Below are 21,334 nucleotides of genomic sequence, written 5' to 3' on the forward strand. Positions count from 1 at the left end.
GCTCAGTTTTGAGCTTCTATGACAATATTCTTTCCGTTGTCGGACAGTTTTGCGCCTGTGACCTGGGAGACTGCCTGGGCGAACTCTTCTGGTTTGTTGATCAGGAACAGGCCCACCATGCGGTGAGACGCAATCGCGGGATCAGAGATGACGATCTTGCGCATATTGTACCGGTTCAACTCCTCGGCGGCACGACCGACGGTCGTCCCATCCAGCACAAGTTCGCCCTTGCGCCAGGCCAAGGCGGCGTCGCCGGCCTTCGCATCGACACGCGGGGCAGACAAGGGACCCAGCCAGACGGCTTGCCCCGCCCTGGCCGATACAGCCTCGGCCGTCGCGTCGGCGTGCCAAGCGCGTATGGTTCCCTCGGTCACCACCACCTCTGCGGTATCGCCGTGTCGGCGAACTGAGAACGCAGTCCCGGTGGCGCGGACGTGGATGTCGCCGGCGTCGACGACGAAGGGACGGTCGGGGTTTTGGGCGACCTGGAACCAGGCCTCGCCTTCGTCCAGCTGGATGCGCCGCTGACCGGCCGAAAACCGCACGCGGATTTGGCTGTCGGTGTTGACTAGGGCGATCGAGCCGTCTTCGAGGGCGACGCGGCGCTGTTCGCCGACGGTGGTCTTGTAAACGCCCGGCTGCGGCAGGGCCACGATCAGCACCGCAGCAGCGGCCAGGGCCGATACCGAAGCCCCGATCGTCGTGCCGCGCCAGCTGCGCCAGCCGCGCCAGGACGAGGTCGGTCTTCGTGAGGCGGCCGTTCGGGTTGGTGGCGCGGAAAGGAGCGACAGGCCAGCTTCGGCCCGCAGCAGGGCGCCGCTATGACGCGGGTCGGCCGCTAGCCACGCCTGAAACGCCTCCGACTGGTCCGTCGCCAGGGGATCCGCGTCGAGACGGACCGCCCACGCGGCGGCTTCGTCGTCAATGTCGCGTGGCGCGCCGACGTTCACCGTCATCTCCCTGGATAAGAATTTCGGCGTCGGCTGAACCCGCGATGGCGCGCAGCAGGGCCTTCAGGCCTCTAGCAAGGTTATTCTCCACGATCTTTTCGCTGACTCCAAGCCGTCGCGCGGTCTCTTTCTGGGTCAGCCCGTCCAGCCGGCGAAGGGTGATGGTCTCGCGATAGCCTGACGGCAGATCATTCAGCGCGTGCAGGACCTGGGCCAGCCGCCTGCGACCGTGCGCCGCCTGTTCTGGCGAAGGCGCGTCGTCGGCGATCGGAATTGATGCTATGACCACATGCAGGGGCGCCACACGCTCCCGCCGGAATCGCTGCAGCCTGACCGAACGAGCGGTGGCGAAGAAATAGGCGCGTCCGTTGTCGATATGGTTGACCGAAGTCAAGGCGGAGAGGATGCAATAGGACTGCTGGACGATGTCGTCGATATCGCTGGGCTGAACGCCTGCGCGCCTGAGCCAAGTCCGAACGTCGGCCTCGTGCGGCAACACGTGGTTGGCCACCCAGGCGATGATTTCGCGTCGATGCTGCCTGTCCACTGTGCCGTCGATCCCGTCCTGAGCGGCCTATGGTCGCTCGATATGAAACTGGTGTGACGAAGGAACCAGAATAGAGATTGGCATAGCTTCGCGTAGAAGCGCACGCGAGTGCTGAGAGGCCCGCCGCCAAGCTATCTGACCAATGCTTATCCGAGCTCTTGACCGTAAACCCAGGTCGAGGGTTTATCAGCCTGCTCCGACACCGCCAGTGCAGGAGTGCGATCATGAACTCGACCAAGGCTTTGGCTCCCGAAGCCCCCTTGAACGGCGAGGTTGCTCCCGCCTCACGCGGTTTGATCTGGCTGCTCTTGGGATGTGGGGCTGCCGTTCTCGCGGCCGGCAGCCGCTGGGACATCTCGCTAGCGGCGTGGATATTGCCCGTCTGCCTGCTGCGCTTCAGCCGCATCAGCAAACCAACCGCTGCTCTGCTTGGCGTGCTGGCCGTCTGTCTGGTGCAGATCGGCGTTTATCTTGTGGCAAGCGCGGTTCCGTTCAACATCATGACTGTCGCGCTGGGCCTGACGGTTGGGACGGCCTATGCGCTGCCTTTCATGCTCGACAGAGTGCTCGGTTCGGGGCTGCCGGAGGCCGCGCGAACCCTTCTTTTCCCCACCGCAGCCGTCGTCGGAGAGTTTGGGATCGGCACCTTTCTGCCGCTCGGCACGGCCGTGGGAATGCGCGCGATCACCCAGGGGGATACCCTGGCTCTGTTGCAGATCGCTTCAATCACCGGTCCCTATGCTGTGGCGTTTCTGATCGGCTCCACGGCGACCATCGCCAACCGGCTGATGGAGGCGCCGAACTCTCGGTCGGCGCGAACCTGGGCCATCGCGTGTGTCGCGGCGCTGGGTGTGATCCTCGTCGGCGGCGAGGCGCGACTAGGGCTTGATCCGCCATCAGGCCACGCGCCGACCGTGAAGGTCGCCGCCATCACACCGGACCGTGACGCGCGTATCGCGGCCAGCGATCAGCTTTCGGGCCAAAGCCTGCCGGCGTCGCCCGAGGTCATCGCACGAACAGGGTCGCCGGCCATGCGCGCCCTTTACGGACGTATCGCTGACCAGTTGCTCGACGATACGCGTCGGGCGGCTCGGGCGGGCGCCAGGATCATTGTCTGGTCCGAGACGGCCGCCCCCACCACGGCCGCTGACAAGGGAGCGCTGTTGTCGCGCATCAGTCGGGTCGCGCGGGAGGAGGGGGTTTACGTCAACGCGGCGATCGGCGTGCCTTTCGAGCGTAACGAAGTTTTTCTCTATGGGCCCGATGGACGCCGACTCTGGCACTATCGCAAGCGTCACCCGGTCCCGGGGATGGAGCCTGTAGCGCCATTCCTGAACGCGCCGCCCATCGTGGCGACCCCTTACGGCCGCCTCGCGACCTTGATCTGCTTCGACGGTGATTTTCCCGCCCTCGCCAGGCTCGACGCCGACATCCTGCTGACGCCGAGCTGGGATTGGCGTGAGGTGAGCGATGCGCACACCATGCGGATGGTCCGGCTGAGAGCGATCGAGAACGGCTACTCGTTGCTACGCCCGGTCTTCAACGGCGTCTCGGCGGCATTCGACCCCTATGGCAGAACCCTGGCGATGAAAGAAACCCTCTCCAGCGGCCAACATGTGATGATGGCCGACGTCCCGATCCGCGGTGTCCCCACCGTTTATGGGCGCGTGGGGGACGTGTTCGCTTGGATCTGCGTGGGGGGACTTCTGCTGTTGACTTCTCTGGGACTCCGGGGTCGCCACAGTCTGCTGGCGTGAGAGCCGACGAGCAAAGGCCATGCTGTTTGGCACCGGCTGACATGACCATGAGACTGTTGGACAAAAAATCTATGAAAAAAGATCTTCTTCGCCTTCTCGCGGTATCCGTTCTCGGAATCGGCTTCTGGGCGGCCGCGAGCGTCACGCTGGCCTCAGGAGAGCCGTGAGACTCTCCCTATTATCTGGCGTGGTTTCTGGCGTCCGTGGCGATCGGCGCAACATTTGGCTGGATCTTCCCCAAGAGATCATGGCGCTGGGGGGCCTATCGTGGTTTTTGGTCAGGCGCCTGTGATGCTGGTGAATACAGGCGAGGCAACCCTGTTCGTCGTTGCCCTGGGATGGCTTGCGTTGGAAGCGATCCCTGCGCTTCTAATCTCCGCCGTGGCCGGCAGGGCCAAGACGCTCCGGTTGGGACGGCGGGGAGAAGCACAAGACTGATGTCTGTTCGCCTCCACCGGATGGTGAACTAGGACCAGGAGCGGCCGGACAATCGGCCGCATGATTGAAGTTCGCTGATGGCGACGAAGGGTCCAAATGCCGGAAGATGCGCGGCTCAGTTCCAGGCGCTAAACAAGGACACGAGGCTTAGCTGGGTTTGCAGGCGTCATCGCTGTAGGCTTGGCAGGTCCGACTAACGATCAAACCGTTCTGGCGTCGAAACCGGTCAAGCGGACGCTCCAGTCCAACAGCGCCTCGCATCGATCCAAGCCTGCGGCAGGGCCGCGGACATCACGGCGGCGGCATTTCTCGAAATAGGCTCCGCTGATGCCTGCCGGTTTGGCGGAATCAGCGAGATGGACGAGGGTGGCGGCGCCTTTCTCTGGGGGGATAGCGAACATCCGGTTGAAGCGATAAATGGGTTCGAGCAGGCCGCCTTCGCCGCGGCCGAACTCCGTGGCGACGAAGCCGGGGCTAAAGCAGTTGAGGGTGATCCCCATATCCAGCCAGCGGTTGGCCAGCGCCCGGGTGACCATCAGATTGTAGAGCTTGGTCGCTGCGTAGGTGGCGTTGGTCGAGAAGCGCTTCTCCGCTTGCAGATTATCCAGATCATATCGCGCCTGCCTGTAGACGAACGACCCGGTGTTGACGACGCGGGCGGCCGGAGCCGCGAGCAGCAGGCGTTTGAGGCCGAGGGTCAGCGCGACAGGGGCGAGGTGGTTGATCGCCACGGTGCGCTCGATGCCTTCTGCCGTCAGCGCGCGATGTTGAAACCAGGCGCCGCCACTTCAGTCCTTGAGTGGGCACTGCTCCCACGCCGCCGTTGGCGGTAATGGCCTGAAGCAGCCGGGCCTTCGATCCCATTATACGAACCTCGCCTAAATTGACCTCGACCCGCTGAGCGAGCGCGCGGAGGTGATCGCGGCGATAGCCGCCGTCGTCCAGGCGCATGCGCTGGCGAGCGGTGCGAGCGAAGCGCTTGAGCATCTCCGGCGTGACGGCCTGATGCCCGGAACTGTTCAGCATCCCTTGGGCGCGCTCGGCGTCGGCCTTGGCTTGGTCCCGAATGGCCTTGAGGCCGTCGAGCCGATCCTTCAGCGCTGGATCGTCCAAATCGGCCACGCCCGCCTCTATGGCGTCGTATAGTCGCTTGAGCCTTTGATCGGCCTCCGTGGCCCGCTTGTTCAGTTCGGCGATGTGATCGCGCCGCCGCCCGGCCTGCTCCTGTCGCCGGTCCAGCACGGCTTCCAGCACCTCCTCCAGCCTCTTGGGCTGAAGCAGCCGCGTCTCCAGATGCTCGGCGACCAGATCGTCGAGTTTCTCCATGGGGACCGCCATGCCCTCGCAGGCGGTCGGACCTTGGCGGGCCTTGGTCGAGCATGCGTAGTAGCGGTAACGCCCGCCCTTGCCGGTGCGGATGGTCATGGCCCCGCCGCACTTGCCGCAATGGATCAGGCCCGTCAGCAGCGTCGGCCCAGACACCACCCGTGCAGGCATGACCTTGGGATTGCGGGATTTGAGGAGGGTCTGAACGGCGTCGAACGTGTCGGGGTCTATCAACGACGGGACGGGCACCACGACCCGCTCGCTGAGAGGCTTCGGATTGCCGTCCTTGTCCCGACGATTGAACTCATGCTCGCCGATGTAGGTGCGGCGGGTCAGGATACGGTGCACTTGGCCGATCCCCCAGCGCCCGCCGTCGCGGGTGAAGATGCGACGGCTGTTCAAGTACGAGACGATGGCCTTGATCCCCATCTGGCCGGTGGCGCCGTCGCCCTGAAGCGCAAGCCGATACATCAACCGCACGGTGTCGGCGTGGAGCGGATCGATCTCCAGCACCTTCTTGACCTTGGTCCCCCGCGTCTCGGCCGCGACGATGCGGTAGCCGAAGGGCGGGCGGGCGGGCGCCGTTCCAGAACCCCTGACGCGCATTCTCCTTCAAGGCGCGGGAGACGTGCTTGCCATTCTCCTTGGACTGATACTCATCGAACAAAGCCATGATCCGCCGCATCATGTCGTGGATCGGATCGTCGCCCAACTCCTGGGTGATGGAGACCAGCTTGACCCCATTACGGGCCAGCTTCCTGACGTAGAACTCCATTTCGAAGGCGTCGCGGAAGAAGCGCGAGAAGCTGTGCACCAAGACGATGTCGAAGGCGGGCGGCTTGGCCGTCCCGGCTTCAATCATCCGTTGGAACTCTGGGCGCCGGTCGTTGGTGGCGCTGTTGCCCGGCTCCACGAAGGTTTCGACCAGATCGTAGCCGCGCCCCTCGCACCAGGCCTCTCCCTGCTTCTGTTGATCCGGGATGGACACCGCATGTTCCGCCTGTCTCACGGTGGAGACGCGGAGATAGAGAGCGGCGCGGGTCATGGCGGGTCTCCTAAGATCAGAACCACAGGGAATCAGCCCGCGCCTGGAATGTCACTCCCGGAATTCCCGCGAGGGCGCCGCTGGGGCGTCCCCGACGAACAGGTCATCGAACACGTCGCCGAACCACGCCATGCACACCATGATTTCTGCGTCGGTCACCGGCACGGCCTCTGGCCAGTCGTCAATGACGCGCCACGATGAAGCATCATGTTTGGGCGGACGGCCCGTAAAGGGCCACGGCTCGCCCAACAGTGCGGCAAGCTGTTCGGAGGCTGTGGACGGACGGGTCGGATCGATGCGCGGCATGGCGACAGAGTCGGGCCAAGCGCGCCGCACCCGAATAGCCCAATCCTGCGACCAAGCTCGCCTCGCATGAGCGCGCTGAAAGACAGGCGTTCTCGGACTACAGGCGATAGGCGCGAACGGGCGCGCGGACCTGTCGAAGCGACCACCTCAGGTCTCGGGCGCCCATGTCGCATCGACAATCAACGACATGCCTTCCGCGAAGTATGCTTCGACCTCGTCCCGTTCGAGATCCAACTTTTGGCCGATCTCCTCGTACGACAGGCGCGCAAAGCGGTGCAGGAGCAATACGTCGCGCAAGTCTGGAGGAAGGTCGAAGATCGCCCGCTTAAGAGCTTGGCGCTCTCTGGTTTCCGCACGGCGGCCCTGGCGCGTCATGACGCGCCTCCGATGGCTCGTAGGTCGCGCACGGCCCGAGAGAGAATGGCGTAGACGACGGCGTTCTCTTCTGGAGCGATCAGCCGCTCCGCCACCCGCAGATTATCCAGCACTCCGTCATAGTCGCGGCTGGGGCCGGTCGGCATCTTGCGCAGCAACCGGCCGACGCGGCGATGAACGACACGCAGTCGCGCGCTGATCTCCTGTAAGCCGTTGGCCTGCTGCGCCTCCGCCTTCTCCGCGTCAGAAAGGGCGAACCATCCCGGCCGTCGTTCCAGGTCTGGTCAGCTCCCTGACGACGTGGCCTCAGGCAATGTTGCGAGGCAGCCTGAAAACAGGCCACGGCACGGTGGGTGCCGCAGGGTGACGTTCGAGCCCGGCGCGACCATCGAAGTGGCAGATCACGTGGTGAAATAGCGTGCCGGCGTCATGCCCATCGCCTTCTTGAACATGACGATAAAGGCGGTGGGAGATTCATACCCGAGAATGTTCGACACATTTTGCACGCTCGCGCCGCTCGCGAGTTCGCGCAGCGCGACGAGAAGGTGAAGCTGGCGCCGCCACCGCCCGAAACTGAGCCCCGTTTCCTGAGCCATGAGCCGCTTGAAGGAGCGTTCGCTCATGGCGACGAGGGTCGCCCACTCGCGCAGTGAGCGCCGATCGGCCGGGTCGGCCGCCAGCAACTCGGTTACCATGGCGATCTTCGGGTGGTCGGACGTGGGGAGCTTGAGACCGCTCGCGGGCATCTGGGTCAGCTCATCGAGCAGCACCCGTGCCAAGCGGTCGAAATGCTCATCGACGGAAGGCGCCTCTGCCAGGCGCAGGATCATCTCGCGGACCATCGGCGATATCGCAAGCGTGCAGCATGTCTGCGGCATGACGGCTGCGTCGGGTTCAACGAAAAGGTACGCCAGACGGGCGTTGGCCGTGGGGTGATTGCTATGCGCTACGTCACCCGGAATCCAGACGGCGCACGTCGGCGGAACGATCCAAAGGCCATCGGCGGCTGTGCACGTGACAGCCCCGTGCAGAGCCAGAATGAGTTGGCCTTGCCGATGATGATGCCGCGGCATCTCCGCCGTGTAGTCGGTGAAATCGAGGTGGAGAGCGTTCGCCGATCGGCCAGGCCCGATAGAATCGACGTCATCGCTGCAGGATTGTACGCGCTTAGCGGATTGGCCCAATTTGACGATCATATGGCATTATCGCGAAATTAAAGCGCGTGGCAATCCAGTAGGACTCTTTCACGTCGATGGAGGATCCCATGAAATTTGCTGTTGTTGGTGCGACCGGTCGCATCGGTTCGAAAATCACGCGCGCCCTGCTCGGTGCCGGCCACCAGGTCAGGGCGCTGTCGCGAGGCGGTCCAGCGCTGGACGCATTGGTCGAGCTCGGGGCGGAGCCGTTCATCGGCAGCTTTGATACCGGAGAAGGGGAGCTCCTCGATTTCTTTCGTGATGTCGATGCGGCATTCCTCATGGTCAAAACGGATTGGAGCAACATTCACGGACATTATTCTGAGGTCGCACTTCGCTTTTTCGATGCGCTCCGCGCAGCTCCGATCAAGTTCGCTGTGAGCCTGACCGCGATGGGGTCGGAGGTGCGCGGAAGCACCGGCCACTTCCAGCCCTTCTACCAGCTCGATCAGATCCTCAACCGCCTGACCGATATTGACTTGGTGCATCTGCAGGCCGGCTGGTTCATGGAAAACTTGGTCACCTGGACCGACGTCGTGGCGCAGCACGGCCGGATCGCCTGGTCGTTGGACCCAGACGTCGAAACGCCGTGGGTGGCGATAGACGACCTAGCCGATTTTGCCGCGAAGCAGTTGCTCAGTCCGACCAACCAGCACCGCGTCGTCCACGAACTGGGTGCGGATTACTCGATGACCAAAATCACCGCCATCATGAGTCAGGAAACCGGCCGCCCAATAGACTATCGTTTCATCGACAGGAACCGGTCGGAGATTCAGTCGGGATTCTTGCAGCGCTTCGGGTCTCTGGAGCGATGGCTGGACGACACCCAGACTGTCGACGCGCTAAACGATGGCCGGGTCCGCTTCCAAGATGGTCGCTCATTGCTGCCGACCACCATGGAGCAGTTCATTCGCACTTCGTTCAAGCCGCAGTATGACAAGGAGACCAGGCAGCGACCGCACGGAGCGGAACATTTCTTCGATTGGATCGCCCGGGACGATCTCGGTACGAGCTAAAGGAATGAAGCTTTGGCGGCGATTTCTGTCCGTCCGGTATGCTGCGCGAGTGCTCGCGGCGGGACGGCGGGATCGACCAAGAGTGATGACAATCCGGAACGCGGCAGGCGACGTTCGCACGCTCAACTTACCTAACCTCTACGCCGCCCCGCGAAATGACCGGCCGCCGCTATCGGTCAGTCGCAGCGCCGACGGGATCACCATCGCGTTCAACGACTCTCTGGGCGACGACGCCACCATCCAGGCCTTTGATATCGCGATGTCTGAAGCCCATCTCGGTGAAACCGTCATCCTGGATCTGACAGATACGCCCAGCGGCGGGAACACCGTTGTCGCGCGCGCAATCATGGGCTGGTTTGTCTCAGAAGCGCAGCCCTATCAGGTTCACCGACAGATCGCAGAAGAACGCCGGACCGGCATCCCCCGCCAATGGATCGAGGAGGTTCTCCCCCGCGCTGGCCATCATCATTCCGGTCCCGTGGAAGTGCGGGTCGGTCGCTGGACTGGCAGCATGGGCGAGGGTCTAGCTATTGGCTTAGACGCAATCGACGCCCACGTCTCCGGATGTCCAATGGCAGGTCTGCTCGGTGCCGTTTATGATCTGGGCCTAGAGCACTCCGGTCTGGTCCTCCAACTGCCGACCGAGCGCCTATCGACCGTGGGCGGGGTTCCGAGAGAACATTTCGTCTGCAAGCCCTAATCCGAACTGAGCATGGCAGACTCTAACGGACGCTCTCCCTGGTTCCTCCGAACGTCCGCAACGGGTCGATATGCGACCATGGCCTCCGGCCGGAATGCAGACATTCGGCTCGATCAGGCCGCCCAGCCCACCATGACCGAATAGTTCTCGGTTTCGTCCACGGCGGCGCGGCCTGCAAGGCGAGACGCTGAACGCGACGAACCTGACGGTGGGACAAGACGGCGAGATCTTCTTCACGGTGGACCCCGCCGCCGGAACGGCCGGCGACTATGTCGTGTCCGGCGCCGCCGCATTCGCCGACGGCTCCACTATCAGCCTGCACCTCGACTCCCTGGTGGACGCCGACGGCGAGACCTTCCGCCTCGTAACCGCCGGCTCGCTCTCCTACGGCGACGTCCAGGGCGGCGATCTCAGCGGGGGGTCGCCCTATATGATCGTGTCCAGCTACACGGCGGACCAGGTGGCGGGCACAGTCGATGTGGCCCTGCGGCCTCGGACGACCACTGAGATGGCGCTCTCCGGCGTGGAAACCTCGGGCTATGACGCCTTCTACAACGCCCTCGGCCGTGACGAGGAGGTCATGGACGCCTTTCTCGCCCAGACCAGCCGGGAGGACTTCATGAACCTCTATGAGCAGACCCTCCCCGACCACTCCGGCGGCACGCTCATGTCCCTGGCCAGCGGGATCGACGCCGTGACCCAGGCCCTGGCGGGCCGCAACAACACCGCCGCGCTCGGCGAGGTCAGCGGCTGGGTGCAGGAGATCAACTTCTACGAGGACAAGGACAAGACGGACACCTACGGCTATCGCGCGGACGGTTTCGGCGTCGCCGGCGGCTATGAAAAAATGACCAGTGTCGGCGCCCTTGGCGTGTCCGCCGCCCTCGCCGCTTCCGAGTTGAAGGATCCGGAGGCGGAGGCCGAGGAACAACTATCCTCCAACCTGTTTGAATTGGGCCTGTACTGGCGCGCCCAGGCGCGAGGCTGGACCGGATGGGCGCGCGGCGCCGTCGGCTACGCCGCCTTCGAAAGCACGCGAAGCCTCGTCGGCGACGATGTCTACGTCACCTCCGTGGCAGAGTGGGACGGCTACACCCTGTCGGCCGCCGGCGGCGTCGCCTACGAGCGCCGCTTCGGTCGACTGTCGCTCCGTCCCGAAGCCTACGCCGAATTCTTCAGACTGACGGAGTCTTCGCGCACAGAGTCCGGGGGGGGGCGAGGCCTTCGACCTAGAAGTCGACGGCCGCACCGGCCATGTGACCAGCGGAACGGCCGCGCTGAAGATCGGCTATGGGTTCGGCGCAGATCAGAGCCTTCGCCCTGAGTTGAAGCTGGGTTGGAAACAGATCTTCTCGGCTGACTATGACGAGACCAACGCCCGCTACGTCAGCGGCGGCGATTCCTTCGCCTTGACGGGCGAGCCGCTACAAGGCGGCGGCCCGGTCGTGGGTTTGGGCCTGACGACGGGCAACGCCCTGAGTTCCTTCACCGTTTCCGGCGACGCCCAACTGCTCGAGGACTATGTCCGCTACAGCTTCCTCATTCGTGCAACCTTCGCCTTCTAACCCCCCTCGGCCCCGAACTCGGCGTCGATACATGCTGTTACACAGGAGGACCGATCCGACATACCTACGCCGATCCGATCAGGCAGTATGACGACATTCGGAACAGGCCGGACGCAGACACCAGGACCTGCCCTGACCCTTCGGCGCCTCCCCAGCCGTTGAAGACGTCCGCGGCCGACTTGATCCGTTTCGGGCGAAGACCTCCTCCCCCCTCCGCCTTCGCCCGTCGCCCCGACCGCGCCCCCCAATGCGCGCGGTCGGGGTCCCTCCTTCAAATGACAGGAACTTGCCATGAAGACCTTTCTGATCTCCGCCCTCGTTACGGTATTGGCCGCCGGCGGCGCCGCAGCCCAGACCGCCGGGCCCGAGGCCGGCCAGGCCCTGTTCCAACAGGCCGACGTCGATGGCGACGGACGTCTGACGCGTGCCGAGTTCGACGCCGTGCGCGAAGGCCGCTTCGCCCGGACGGACGCCAACCACGACGGACGCCTGGCCCTGACGGAACTGCGCGCCCTGCGCCCCGAGGGCGCGTCCCAGGCCCAACGTCGCCCCAGCGTGGAACAGATCCAGAAGCTGCGCGCCATTGATCGCAACGGCGATAGGGCGATCGACGCTGCAGAGTTCCGCGCCATCGGCGCCGAGCGTTTCGCCAGCGTCGACCGCAACCGCGACGGCTTCATCGCCCGCGACGAAATCGCCGACCTGGCCCGCGGTCTTGGGCTTGGGACCTGAGGCGCGCCGTCGTCCAATCCGGATTATATTTAGGTAGGGGCCTCACCCCGCAAGCAGCGCTCCACCGCTCGCCTGGGCGATGGAGCGCGACGGCGCGGCAAGGGAAATCGTCTGTAGGACTGACGCTGACCCCTCGCTTTCCTCAGGGCGGCCGTGGGGATTCACATGGCCGAGGTCTCGCAGGTTTCTAAAAACCACTCAGCCAGCACTGACGCGCCGCATTCGCGGAAACCACGCCGGAGCTCGCGCGGGCCCTTGACCGACCGCAGACATTTCAAGTTTCGGCGCTTAGGACGGCGCCGGCCCCCGCGAAGGTTGACCATCAACCGCAGGCCATGGCCCTACGCCATTTCGAGGGGATGGCTTAGGCTCGTCGAATGGGACTGTTGCGTGGACAGCTTCTCCCGCATTCGTTGTCATTGTCGTTCTGACCGGCCCAGACGCCGTTTCAGCCGACGCCAGTATGCGATTAACGGCGCCTAGGCGCTTCGGCTCAGATCCGTCTGGGATCGCTCTAGGGGCCCATAGCCGGAGTCCGTCAGCAGAGGGCCTGATTGGTATCTGCGGCGTCGCTAGCCCGCCTAGCGCTGGGCTGGAGCGTATCGCGACAAAGATCAATCCGCGTAGAGACGGGCTGGACCAAGTCGGACAGCCGGAGGATCAGCCGCAGCCTTCGCCGTCGGCTGCGAGCGCGGCACCGGAGAGATATACGCCCAGCAGGCCGCCCCTCGCTCTGGATGAGACCTCAAGCGTGCCCTTAGCCTTGGACGGACGCGGGCGCTCGCGCTGCACAAAAGGCGTCGGAGCACCCGCTCATTCCAGCTTCGATAGAGATAAGCCCTGGGAGCTGGCTGGAGATAGGCCCTCTGGCAACGCCAGAAGGCCGCCACACGCGCCCAAGGACTGTTGCGACGCAGAAACCTGAAGCATGACAAATGACTCAGTACTGCAAGGTTTTTTTCTGTATGAATTCAGTAAACAGAAACACTGCAATAATGACGTGTCAATAATACGACACTCTCGCATCAGGAATACGGCAAAACCTCAAAGTCTATTGCTGTAGTCCGCGCCCCGACTATCGTCGATGAGCTTGCGGGAAAGCGATCACGGCTTTCCCGCTCATTTATTCCGCCGGCTGCAAGTCGGCGGTCTGATCGTCGTTCGTCCAAAAAGGAGACTTACCTTGACCTTGAAACAAAGCCGCCGACGCCTTCTGGCGACGACAATACTCACGGGGGTGATTACGGTCGCCGTCGCCACGCCGAGCTTGGCTCAAGACGCCGCAGCTTCGCCCGCACAGGATGATGCCGCCGCCGTCGACGAGGTCGTGGTCATCGGCTCACGCATCCGTCGTCAAGACTATGTAGCCAGTAGCCCGGTCGTCACCGTCGGGCAGGAAGCGCTGCAGAACAACGGCGCCGTCACGGTCGAGAAGCTTCTGAACGAACTGCCGCAGTTCGTGGCCTCGATCACCGACACTTCGAACAACCCGTCGAACGGCGGGCAGGCCAATGTGGAACTGCGCGGCCTGGGCACAACCCGCACCCTGGTGCTGATCAATGGCCGCCGCGCCATGCCCTCGAACGCTACGGGCGTCGTCGATCTGAACACCATTCCAAGCGCCCTGGTCGAAAACGTCGAGATCCTGACCGGCGGCGCCTCCGCCATCTACGGTTCGGACGCCATCGCCGGCGTGGTGAACTTCCGCCTGCGCGATGATTTCGAAGGCGTGGAGACGGACGTTCAATACGGTCTGACCGAAAAAGGCGACGGCGACACCTGGAGCGCTAACCTCACTGTCGGCGGCAACTTTGACGACGACCGCGGCAATGCAGTCTTCTCCTTCGGCTATGCCAACCGGGCGGCTGTGATGGCCGGCGACCGCGATTTCTCGGAAGCCTCCAGCGGGTCGGGAACGATCGAGGAAGGCAAATATGTGGTCAGCGCGACCAATCTGCCCTCGCAAGCCGCGATCGATTCCGTCTTCGCCGGGTACGGCGTGGCCGCCGGCACCGTGGTGCAGGGCAGCAGCCTGGGCTTCAATGAGGATGGAAGTCTGTTCGGCTACACCTCCACGGGCTCGACAGTGAATGTCGATGTCGCCGACGGTTCGGAGTTGGACGCCGACACCGGGAACTACAACTACGCCCCGGCCAACTACCTTCAGCTTCCGCTGGAGCGGTTCTCAGCCTATTCCTCCTTCAATTATGATCTGACCGATCGGATCGAGGCGTTCGGCCAGTTCAACTTCAGCCACACTTCCTCGGCTACGGAGTTGGCCCCGACGCCGGCGACAGGCCTGACGGTGTCGGCCGACAACCCCTTCATCCCGACCGATCTACAGACTATCCTCGATAGCCGGGCAGATCCGGACGCAGACTTCACCTTCAGCCGTCGCTTCACCGAGGTCGGGCCGCGAACGTCGGACGTCGCAACCAACATCTTCCAGGGCCTAGCCGGCATTCGTGGCCCCCTGAACTCGATCGACGGCTCTTTCGAGTTGTACGCCTCATACGGCAACCTCGATACCTCAGAAACCCAGACGGGCAATGTATCCCGCTCCGCGGTGGAGGAGCTTCTGGACGCGGATGACGGCGGGGCTTCGCTGTGCGCAGGCGGCTTCAATCCATTCGGCTACAACTCCATCTCGTCGGACTGCGCGAGCTACATTTCCCGCACCGCCAAGAACCAGTCCTCGCTGGAGCAGCAGATCATCGAGGGCAATGTCCAAGGTCGATTGGCGGCTCTGCCGGCCGGCGACCTGCGGTTCGCCGCAGGTTCGATCTATCGCGCCGAGACCTATAAGCTGACCCCGGACGAAATTCTGGCCTCGGGCGACGTGATCGGCTTCAACGCCCAGGAGGCCCTGGAGGGCTCGATCGATTCAATCGAACTCTATGGCGAGCTGGCCGTGCCTCTTCTGGCCGACCTGCCCTTCGTTCGGGCCCTGAATCTGGATCTGGGCTATCGCTACTCGGACTACAGCACGGTCGGCGGCGTTCAGAGCTATAAGGCGTCGCTGGAGTATCTGCCGATCGACTCTGTGCGGTTCCGCGGCGGTTACAACCGCGCTGTCCGCGCGCCGAACATCGATGAGCTGTTTAGCCTGCAGAACCAGGGCTTCCCGTCCATCGGCGAGCCCTCTTCCACATCGACCGCCGGCGACCCGTGCGATATCCGTTCGTCCTATCGTCAGGGTGAGAACGGGGCCCAGGTGCGCGCCCTCTGTATTGAACAGGGCATCCCGGCCGAGATTATCGACAGCTACACCTACACCAACACCCAGGTGGAAGGCGTCTCGGGCGGCAATCCGGATCTGACGGAAGAAACGGCGGACACCTATACTTTCGGCCTCGTCTGGTCGCCAAAGTTCCAGTCGCCCTGGCTGGAGGGCCTGTCCGGCTCCATCGACTGGTACAGCATCGAGATCACCGACTTCATCTCATCGGTGGGCGCCTCGACCTCCATTTCCCGCTGCTTCAACGCCAACGACGCAAACCCGACCTTCAGCAACGACAACACCTTCTGTCAGGCGTTTACTCGGGATTCCTCGGGCTCCATCACCGACGTCCAGTCGACCAACGCCAACCTCGCCGCTCTGAAAACCTCGGGCGTGGACCTTCAGGTGGACTACCGGGCTCCGGTTCCGATCGGCGCCCTGAACTTCAACCTGATCCTGTCGTATCTGGACTCGTATCAGGTCCAGGCCCTGCCGGGGGATGACTTCGTCGAATACGCCGGCACGATCGACAGCGGGGTCGGGACGGCCTTCGCGGAGATCAAGTCGGTGATGAGCGCCACCTACACCTGGGGCGACTATGGGCTGACGACGCGCTGGCGCTATATTGGCCAGATGGACGACGCCAACGGTGGCTCCGACCAGGCGGAGGCGACCAACTACTTCGACTTCATGGGTCGCTGGGACGTCAACGAAACGGTCTCTCTGCGCCTCGGCGTCCAGAACGCCTTCGACGAAGAAGTGGAAACCTACAGCAGCCCTGTCCAGTCCGGCACGGACCCGTCGACCTATGACGTTCTGGGGCGTCGCTACACCCTGGGCTTGACGGCCAAGTTCTAGCTCGCGTTTGAAGTGAGACGCTGAGGGGCGGCGGGTCGTCGGGGTGCGCCGCCCCTTTTCCGTGTACGGCTGTCGGCTCTGTCTAACGGCGATCCTCCCAAGTCCGCCTTGGACATTAAGGATCGCCGCCTTCGAGCGGCGGGACCTGATCCTCAGGACGGAATAATCATCCGGCTCAAACGCCTCTGAGAATGTCAGCTCAACAACGGTCGGCAGATGTCCGCTGGTTCGACCCAGGCGGCCATCACTCTAACCGAATAGGTCTCCGGATCATCCACGCGGCGCGACAACTCGCCAAAGCGCCCGATCTACATGACCTTGCAGCGGGTCTGCAGCGCACGAAGGTGAGCCACAATCCCGTCGCTCTGGGGCTCCGGATGCGGTGCGATGGAAGAGCACCGCCTCAAACATAAGACTGCGCAAAATCAGCCAAGCAACTTATGATTTATTTAGCCGATTGACTCCGGTTGCATTTGCTCGCCTTCATGAGCGAACAGTCTGGGGAGGCGACCATGAAAACACTGCTGAGACTCTGTGCCGCCTGGCTCGCGCCGATCGTGTGCGCCGTCACCCTTTCAGCGCCTGCGAGCGCCGGCCAGCTCAAACTGCAGAACACCTCCGGCCAGGCGATCACCTGCACGGTCGATGGCTGGACGGTCGCAACCGGTTACGCCTTCGACTGGCAGATCGCGGTCCAGCCCGGCGAGACCTTCTATGTCGGCCAGAATACCGTCCGCGTGTTCCCGGATCAGCAGCCGCCGACGATCAGTTGGGCAAGCTGCGGTCCATTGACCACGCGGATGATGAACATCACCGCCGCCGGCCCTGACGGCCTCCTGGTCCTGACAGGAGCCCAGACCCGCGTTCTGAACGTGGCCCTCTATCCCTATCTGCCCACCTTGCCGGGCGATCAATTCGAGGCCCTGGTGGCCCATGTGATCGAGACCTATCAGGCCGCCAATCCCCAAACGCTCCTCAGCGCCCAGCTGAACATGGCGACCGACGTCTACAGCTTCACCAATCTGCCTGTGCTTCTGGGCGCCGGCGGCCTGGACGTGGTCGAGCTCGACACCCTCTATCTGGCCTTCCTCGCTCAGTCCGGCCTCATCAATCCGGCGCAGATCGTCGGCGAACAACCGCTGCCGGTGGCCATCGCCGCCGCCACGGTCGACCAGCAACTTTGGGGCATACCCAGTTGGTTGTGCATGGATTTTCTGTATTCGACAGATCCGAGCGTCCAGCAGATCGCCAGCCTGGCGGCCCTCCTGCCCTATCTGAACACCCTTGCGCCGGTCGGCGGTCCGCAGTTGATCGCCGACTACAACGGCAGCTGGCGTCTGCCATCGATCTACATCAACGGCTATGTGCAGACCTACGGCTATGGCCAGATCGCCCAGGCGCTGCAGATGCCGCCGGACCCCGGCGTCATAACCAACCTGGTCTCCCTGACCGATACCTGCGCCTATGGCGGCGGCAATAACTGCACCAATGGCGTGAACCACTCGGCGGAGAATGCGCAAAACGGCGCGATCGAAACCATCTTCGCCAACGGTGACGCCAATACTGAACTCGCCTTTTCCGAACAGTCCTTCTTCATGAAGGCGACCACCCCCGCCATAAATCTCTATGTGGCGCCCGGCGTCTGGGGCCAGAGCCCCCAGCCCCTGCTGTTCAGCGACGTCTTCGTCTCCAGCGCCGCGACTTGCCCGCCCCAGTCCAACTGTGCGGCGGATGCGACGGCCTTCACCAGCCTGATGACCGGCCTGGCGATGAAGAACTATATCGTTCAGGCTCAGGACCTGCCGCAGGGCACGCCCTGGCGCACCCTGCTCGTCCCGCTCGCCTCCTTCTATGAGCAGGATGTCGTCAAGGCGAACGCCCTCTATCCGCAGTACGCCCGCGTCTTCGGCACGGCCGAGCCATTCCCGAACAATTTCACCGCTGACCTGCAAACCCAGATGGCCTTCGCCGTATGCGCCGCGCTCAAAGCGGACCAGCCCGCCTATGTGTGCAAGACCGGCGCGGCCAACGACAATCTCGCCCCGCCCGCCGACGACGTCGCGCCGGCGCAGGACGCTGCGCCCGCGCGCCGCGCAGGAGGCCAGTGATGAGCATAGGCCCCGTCTCCGGCGACGGCATCGCCGTCGCCCTTCCCGTCGGCAAGACCGTCTTCTGGGCGGTCACTGTCCAGGCCGCCTATAATCAGTTCGTGCAACTGACCGACAGCCACGGAAACATCATCTTCGTGGCGTCCGGCGGATCGCCCGGCGGCCATTCGCCCACTCAGATCGGCCAGGGCAGTTTTGTCGCCCAGGATCCTCAGGGCTATCAACTCTATGTCGGGACCAACGGCGGCCAGGCCTGGTCGAGCGTGATCTGGGATTCGACCGCACTGGAGGTCGGGGGCGTCCCGACCAGCACCAACTACAACTTCATCTCTGAAGACGGCGCGGACCAGGACTTCAACGACAGCCATGTGTCGATCACCTGGTTCGAGTCGATCGGTTAGGAACGCTCCATGTCCAATGGCCCCGTCGCCGGCAACGGCATTCCCATCACCCTCGCCCCCGGCAAGGTGGTGTTCTGGTCGGCGCTGGTTCAAGCGACCAACTCGCAGTTTGTCCAGATCAAGGACAGCGGCGGCGGCGTGATATTCACCGCAGCGGGCGCCAGTCCGGACGGTCATTCGCCCGCGCAGATCGGTTCTGGCTTCTTCCAGCCCTCAGATCCGTCAGGATCCTACACCGTCTGGCTGGGAACCGACGAGGGCGCGTCCTGGTCGAGCGTCGTCTGGTCGCAAGACGTGCTCGACAACGGCGGAGCGCCCCTGATGACCAAATTTATTTTCGGGTCCGAGGACGGCGCGGACGCCGACTACAACGACACCTATCTGCAGCTGCAGTGGTTCGAAAGCATCGGCTGAGGCCTTCTTGGCGAGACGATCCTCGAACCGCTGGCGGGTCTGTCCGGTGGGCCGATCGCAGCCACGCGGGGATCAAGAGCGCTCAGGCAGCTTATGACGGAGCCTCTTGAAGGCCAAGCACCGCTATAGGCTTCTCGCTCGCCCGTCCGTCGCGTGAGACGAAACCGTTCGACACCGGATGCGATGAGGCCACCGGCGCCCCCAACGGTGGCCGAGCCCCGCAGAGGGCATCCCTCGTCCTCGATCCGCAGGGCGGAAGCCTCGACACATGCTGTTACATGCAGGTGCTGATCCGACATACCGGCGACGATGCGATGGGGCAGTATGGCGACATCCGGAACAGGCCGGGCGCAGACGCCGAGACGCCCTTCTCCGACGGCGCCCCGCCGTCGAAGACGTCCGCGCCCTTGCTGTTCCGTTTCGGGCGAAGGGGCCTCCTCCTCAGCCTTCGCCCGTCGCCCCGGCCGCGTTCACCCCATCGCGCGGCCGGGGCTCCTCTTCCCAGACAATAGCCCCATGAATACCTTTCTGATCCCCGCCTTCGCCGAGGTTCTGGCCGCAGTTCCGGCCACCGGCGGCGCCTGCGCCCAATCCGCCGCAGCCGAGACCGCCCACGCCCTTTTCCAGCAGGCGGACATCGACGGCGACAGGCGCCTGACCCTGACGGAATTGCGCGCCCTACGCCCCGAGGGCGCATCGCAGCCGCGCCGTCGCCCGAGCATGGAACAGATCCAGAAATTGCGCGCCATTGACCGCAACGGGGACCAGGCGATCGACGCCGCGGAGTTTCGCGCCATCGGCGCCGAGCGTTTCGCCAGCATCGACCACAACCGAGACGGCGCCGTTGCGCAAGACGAGATCGCCGATCTGGCGTCCACGCTGGGCCTCGGAACCTGAGGCGCTCAACCGTTCCCGCTCTCCGATCCGTTCGGGCGGGCAGGCGGGCGGGCGGCTTGGCCATTGCTAGGCGGAGAGGCCGGCCGCGCCGACACATGGTGCAACAGACCGCCGCTCCGGCCGTACATTTCTGAGGCAGACTTCGAAGCGGGCTGAATGACGGGCCGACCCAATCGGCCGAACATCGGAGACGAACATGAAAATCAGATACGCCCTATCGGCAGTCTTTGTGGCCGCGGCTTGCGCGACCACAGCCGTCGCCCAGGACGGCAATCCGCCCGGAGGACGCGGCGGGCCCGGAACCAACTGGGAGAATCCTCCCGGAGCCAGAGGCGGCCCCGGAGCCTCTCCGGACCGGATCTATGTCCGAAACGGCCAGCGCTACGTTTTCGTGGCCCGGCCGGCCGGCTATTATTACTCGCCTGCCTACGGCTACTACCACCCGGTCCATGGGTGGTGGAACCAGGCGGGCCGCTGCTGGCGCGATCCGGATTGGAACCCACCGGGCCCGGCCAACGGTCCAGGCACGAACTGGGAAAATCCGCCCGGGCTGGTTGGCGGCCGCGGCGCGAGCGCGGACCGTTTCGGCCGCTGCCATTAGGGCTGGACCGATGACGCCTGTGACCTGAACCCGACCGCACCTTGAACGGCGCGTCGCGGGTCGCATGACCGACGAAGGCGTGAGGGCTTGACCGTCCTCACGCCTTTTCGCGTTTCCGAGGACGGGCCGTCGCGGGCTCCGCCAGATATCGCCTGCCGTCGCAACGGATTCCTCCCGTCGGCGGCCAAGGACCACCAGAACCTGAAGGCTCAAGCGGCGGGAATATCCGGCCGGACGACCGGTCCGCCCGTCTCAAGAGGGGCGTCGCAATGCGGGGGCTCTTTCGGACGTGACGCGCATCGGACTGACCCCGCCGCAAAAAGCCCTGGCGCCGGACGGGCGGATTACAAACGGCAACATTCCCTGCGAACTCGAGCGCGGGAGCCGCGCCATGATGGGGCGTCACAAAGGAGCCGCTCTTGCGCCGTCCCACCCTCGCCGTCTCTTCGCTCCTCCTCGCCATCGGGCTGTTCGGAGCCATCGCCCCCACCTCGGCCGCAGCCTATCAGCGGGCCGGCGGCGTGCGCCATCCGCCTCGCCCGCCGTCCATCATCATCGTGGATCGCGGCCGGCCAGGCTGGTGGCGCTCCCAACCCGACTTTGTCGGCTATCGCGGCCCTCGCCCCGGCTACGCCTATGCGCCCGGACACGGCTATTATCCGAACCCCTATCGCCCCCCGAGCGGCGTCTGGGTGGTCGGCGCCTATTATCCGCCGTCCTTGAGACGCTACGTCGTCGTGACCCCCGCACGCTACGGCCTGCCTCCGGCTCCGCCCGGTCACGGCTGGTATTACGCCGACACGAGCTTCGTGCTCGTCGCCCACTCGACGGGGGTGGTGATGCGCACGGTGGCGGGCGGGTGGTGAGGCCGGTGCGCGTGTC

Annotated in this window: 20 protein-coding genes and 1 pseudogene; 12 read left to right on the plus strand and 9 right to left on the minus strand. The window is 64.1% G+C overall.

The genetic code is table 11. The features are described from left to right. Positions 1-2 precede the first annotated feature (2 nt). Together ACVPT3_RS13805 and ACVPT3_RS13810 are read right to left on the minus strand one after the other, a co-directional pair. Entirely contained in the window at positions 3-956 is a 954-nt protein-coding gene (locus tag ACVPT3_RS13805) for a FecR family protein (protein ID WP_492041442.1), read from the minus strand. Continuing rightward, complete coding sequence (locus ACVPT3_RS13810; protein ID WP_492041443.1) at positions 922-1,446, minus strand: RNA polymerase sigma factor; 525 nt, start codon at positions 1,444-1,446, stop codon at positions 922-924. The genes ACVPT3_RS13805 and ACVPT3_RS13810 overlap by 35 nt, the downstream gene beginning before the upstream one ends. A 275-nt stretch (positions 1,447-1,721) precedes the next feature. Here ACVPT3_RS13810 and ACVPT3_RS13815 point away from each other — a divergent pair, with 275 nt between their 5' ends. After that, positions 1,722-3,254: a nitrilase-related carbon-nitrogen hydrolase gene (locus ACVPT3_RS13815; protein WP_492041444.1), complete on the plus strand. Its 1,533-nt coding sequence runs from the start codon at positions 1,722-1,724 to the stop codon at positions 3,252-3,254. A gap of 638 nt (positions 3,255-3,892) precedes the next feature. On the opposite strand, the gene ACVPT3_RS13820 is transcribed toward ACVPT3_RS13815, so the two are convergent. From ACVPT3_RS13820 to ACVPT3_RS13850, 7 genes and pseudogenes are all read right to left on the minus strand, one after another. Beyond that, a complete protein-coding gene (locus ACVPT3_RS13820; protein ID WP_492043830.1) occupies positions 3,893-4,417 on the minus strand; it encodes an SDR family NAD(P)-dependent oxidoreductase in 525 nt (174 codons plus the stop codon). Continuing rightward, positions 4,302-5,624 carry a recombinase family protein gene (locus tag ACVPT3_RS13825; RefSeq protein WP_492041445.1) on the minus strand — a complete coding sequence of 441 codons (1,323 nt, stop codon included), beginning with the start codon at positions 5,622-5,624 and terminating at the stop codon, positions 4,302-4,304. Before ACVPT3_RS13825 ends, ACVPT3_RS13820 begins: the two co-directional genes overlap by 116 nt. A 46-nt stretch (positions 5,625-5,670) precedes the next feature. Then, positions 5,671-6,063, minus strand: a pseudogene (locus ACVPT3_RS13830) (recombinase family protein); the annotation flags it as partial. A gap of 51 nt (positions 6,064-6,114) precedes the next feature. Next, positions 6,115-6,369: a hypothetical protein gene (locus tag ACVPT3_RS13835; RefSeq protein WP_492041446.1), complete on the minus strand. Its 255-nt coding sequence runs from the start codon at positions 6,367-6,369 to the stop codon at positions 6,115-6,117. A gap of 147 nt (positions 6,370-6,516) precedes the next feature. Beyond that, positions 6,517-6,744 carry a sigma factor-like helix-turn-helix DNA-binding protein gene (locus ACVPT3_RS13840; protein WP_492041447.1) on the minus strand — a complete coding sequence of 76 codons (228 nt, stop codon included), beginning with the start codon at positions 6,742-6,744 and terminating at the stop codon, positions 6,517-6,519. Further along, positions 6,741-6,902 carry a hypothetical protein gene (locus tag ACVPT3_RS13845; protein WP_492041448.1) on the minus strand — a complete coding sequence of 54 codons (162 nt, stop codon included), beginning with the start codon at positions 6,900-6,902 and terminating at the stop codon, positions 6,741-6,743. The genes ACVPT3_RS13840 and ACVPT3_RS13845 overlap by 4 nt, the downstream gene beginning before the upstream one ends. Positions 6,903-7,145: 243 nt before the next feature. Then, entirely contained in the window at positions 7,146-7,940 is a 795-nt protein-coding gene (locus ACVPT3_RS13850; RefSeq protein WP_492041449.1) for an AraC family transcriptional regulator, read from the minus strand. Between the two features lie 68 nt (positions 7,941-8,008). Here ACVPT3_RS13850 and ACVPT3_RS13855 point away from each other — a divergent pair, with 68 nt between their 5' ends. From ACVPT3_RS13855 to ACVPT3_RS13905, 11 genes are all read left to right on the plus strand, one after another. Beyond that, on the plus strand, positions 8,009-8,956 hold the full coding sequence (locus tag ACVPT3_RS13855; protein ID WP_492041450.1) for an NmrA family NAD(P)-binding protein: 948 nt from the start codon (positions 8,009-8,011) through the stop codon (positions 8,954-8,956). An 85-nt stretch (positions 8,957-9,041) separates the two neighbouring features. Next, positions 9,042-9,656, plus strand: coding sequence for a S41 family peptidase (locus ACVPT3_RS13860; RefSeq protein WP_492041451.1), 615 nt, complete (start codon positions 9,042-9,044; stop codon positions 9,654-9,656). A 208-nt stretch (positions 9,657-9,864) separates the two neighbouring features. Beyond that, positions 9,865-10,980: an autotransporter outer membrane beta-barrel domain-containing protein gene (locus tag ACVPT3_RS13865; protein ID WP_492041452.1), complete on the plus strand. Its 1,116-nt coding sequence runs from the start codon at positions 9,865-9,867 to the stop codon at positions 10,978-10,980. Further along, positions 10,913-11,221 (plus strand): autotransporter domain-containing protein, encoded by a 309-nt coding sequence (locus tag ACVPT3_RS13870; RefSeq protein ID WP_492041453.1) that lies wholly within the window; start codon positions 10,913-10,915, stop codon positions 11,219-11,221. Before ACVPT3_RS13865 ends, ACVPT3_RS13870 begins: the two co-directional genes overlap by 68 nt. Positions 11,222-11,512: 291 nt before the next feature. After that, entirely contained in the window at positions 11,513-11,953 is a 441-nt protein-coding gene (locus ACVPT3_RS13875; RefSeq protein WP_492041454.1) for an EF-hand domain-containing protein, read from the plus strand. A gap of 1,183 nt (positions 11,954-13,136) precedes the next feature. Continuing rightward, complete coding sequence (locus ACVPT3_RS13880; protein WP_492041455.1) at positions 13,137-16,031, plus strand: TonB-dependent receptor domain-containing protein; 2,895 nt, start codon at positions 13,137-13,139, stop codon at positions 16,029-16,031. A 512-nt stretch (positions 16,032-16,543) separates the two neighbouring features. Next, positions 16,544-18,139: a type 2 periplasmic-binding domain-containing protein gene (locus ACVPT3_RS13885; protein WP_492041456.1), complete on the plus strand. Its 1,596-nt coding sequence runs from the start codon at positions 16,544-16,546 to the stop codon at positions 18,137-18,139. Beyond that, the gene (locus ACVPT3_RS13890; protein WP_492041457.1) at positions 18,139-18,540 is read left to right on the plus strand and encodes a fucose-binding lectin II; all 402 of its coding nucleotides are present in this window, start codon (positions 18,139-18,141) and stop codon (positions 18,538-18,540) included. The genes ACVPT3_RS13885 and ACVPT3_RS13890 overlap by 1 nt, the downstream gene beginning before the upstream one ends. A 9-nt stretch (positions 18,541-18,549) precedes the next feature. Further along, the gene (locus ACVPT3_RS13895) at positions 18,550-18,954 is read left to right on the plus strand and encodes a fucose-binding lectin II (protein ID WP_492041458.1); all 405 of its coding nucleotides are present in this window, start codon (positions 18,550-18,552) and stop codon (positions 18,952-18,954) included. A gap of 516 nt (positions 18,955-19,470) precedes the next feature. Then, on the plus strand, positions 19,471-19,851 hold the full coding sequence (locus tag ACVPT3_RS13900) for an EF-hand domain-containing protein (protein ID WP_492041459.1): 381 nt from the start codon (positions 19,471-19,473) through the stop codon (positions 19,849-19,851). A 1,020-nt stretch (positions 19,852-20,871) separates the two neighbouring features. Next, positions 20,872-21,318: an RcnB family protein gene (locus tag ACVPT3_RS13905; RefSeq protein WP_492041460.1), complete on the plus strand. Its 447-nt coding sequence runs from the start codon at positions 20,872-20,874 to the stop codon at positions 21,316-21,318. Positions 21,319-21,334: the final 16 nt, after the last annotated feature.

This window comes from Brevundimonas sp. FV1ps31S (assembly GCF_058681265.1).

What these genes read in the sequence shown, in the direction of transcription:
- ACVPT3_RS13805 (WP_492041442.1), bottom strand. Translation starts at nt 956, where the DNA reads ATGACGGTGAACGTCGGCGCGCCACGCGACATTGACGACGAAGCCGCC.
- ACVPT3_RS13815 (WP_492041444.1), top strand. Translation starts at nt 1,722, where the DNA reads ATGAACTCGACCAAGGCTTTGGCTCCCGAAGCCCCCTTGAACGGCGAG.
- ACVPT3_RS13825 (WP_492041445.1), bottom strand. Translation starts at nt 5,624, where the DNA reads ATGCGCGTCAGGGGTTCTGGAACGGCGCCCGCCCGCCCGCCCTTCGGC.
- ACVPT3_RS13835 (WP_492041446.1), bottom strand. Translation starts at nt 6,369, where the DNA reads ATGCCGCGCATCGATCCGACCCGTCCGTCCACAGCCTCCGAACAGCTT.
- ACVPT3_RS13840 (WP_492041447.1), bottom strand. Translation starts at nt 6,744, where the DNA reads ATGACGCGCCAGGGCCGCCGTGCGGAAACCAGAGAGCGCCAAGCTCTT.
- ACVPT3_RS13850 (WP_492041449.1), bottom strand. Translation starts at nt 7,940, where the DNA reads ATGATCGTCAAATTGGGCCAATCCGCTAAGCGCGTACAATCCTGCAGC.
- ACVPT3_RS13855 (WP_492041450.1), top strand. Translation starts at nt 8,009, where the DNA reads ATGAAATTTGCTGTTGTTGGTGCGACCGGTCGCATCGGTTCGAAAATC.
- ACVPT3_RS13860 (WP_492041451.1), top strand. Translation starts at nt 9,042, where the DNA reads ATGACAATCCGGAACGCGGCAGGCGACGTTCGCACGCTCAACTTACCT.
- ACVPT3_RS13875 (WP_492041454.1), top strand. Translation starts at nt 11,513, where the DNA reads ATGAAGACCTTTCTGATCTCCGCCCTCGTTACGGTATTGGCCGCCGGC.
- ACVPT3_RS13885 (WP_492041456.1), top strand. Translation starts at nt 16,544, where the DNA reads ATGAAAACACTGCTGAGACTCTGTGCCGCCTGGCTCGCGCCGATCGTG.
- ACVPT3_RS13890 (WP_492041457.1), top strand. Translation starts at nt 18,139, where the DNA reads ATGAGCATAGGCCCCGTCTCCGGCGACGGCATCGCCGTCGCCCTTCCC.
- ACVPT3_RS13895 (WP_492041458.1), top strand. Translation starts at nt 18,550, where the DNA reads ATGTCCAATGGCCCCGTCGCCGGCAACGGCATTCCCATCACCCTCGCC.
- ACVPT3_RS13900 (WP_492041459.1), top strand. Translation starts at nt 19,471, where the DNA reads ATGAATACCTTTCTGATCCCCGCCTTCGCCGAGGTTCTGGCCGCAGTT.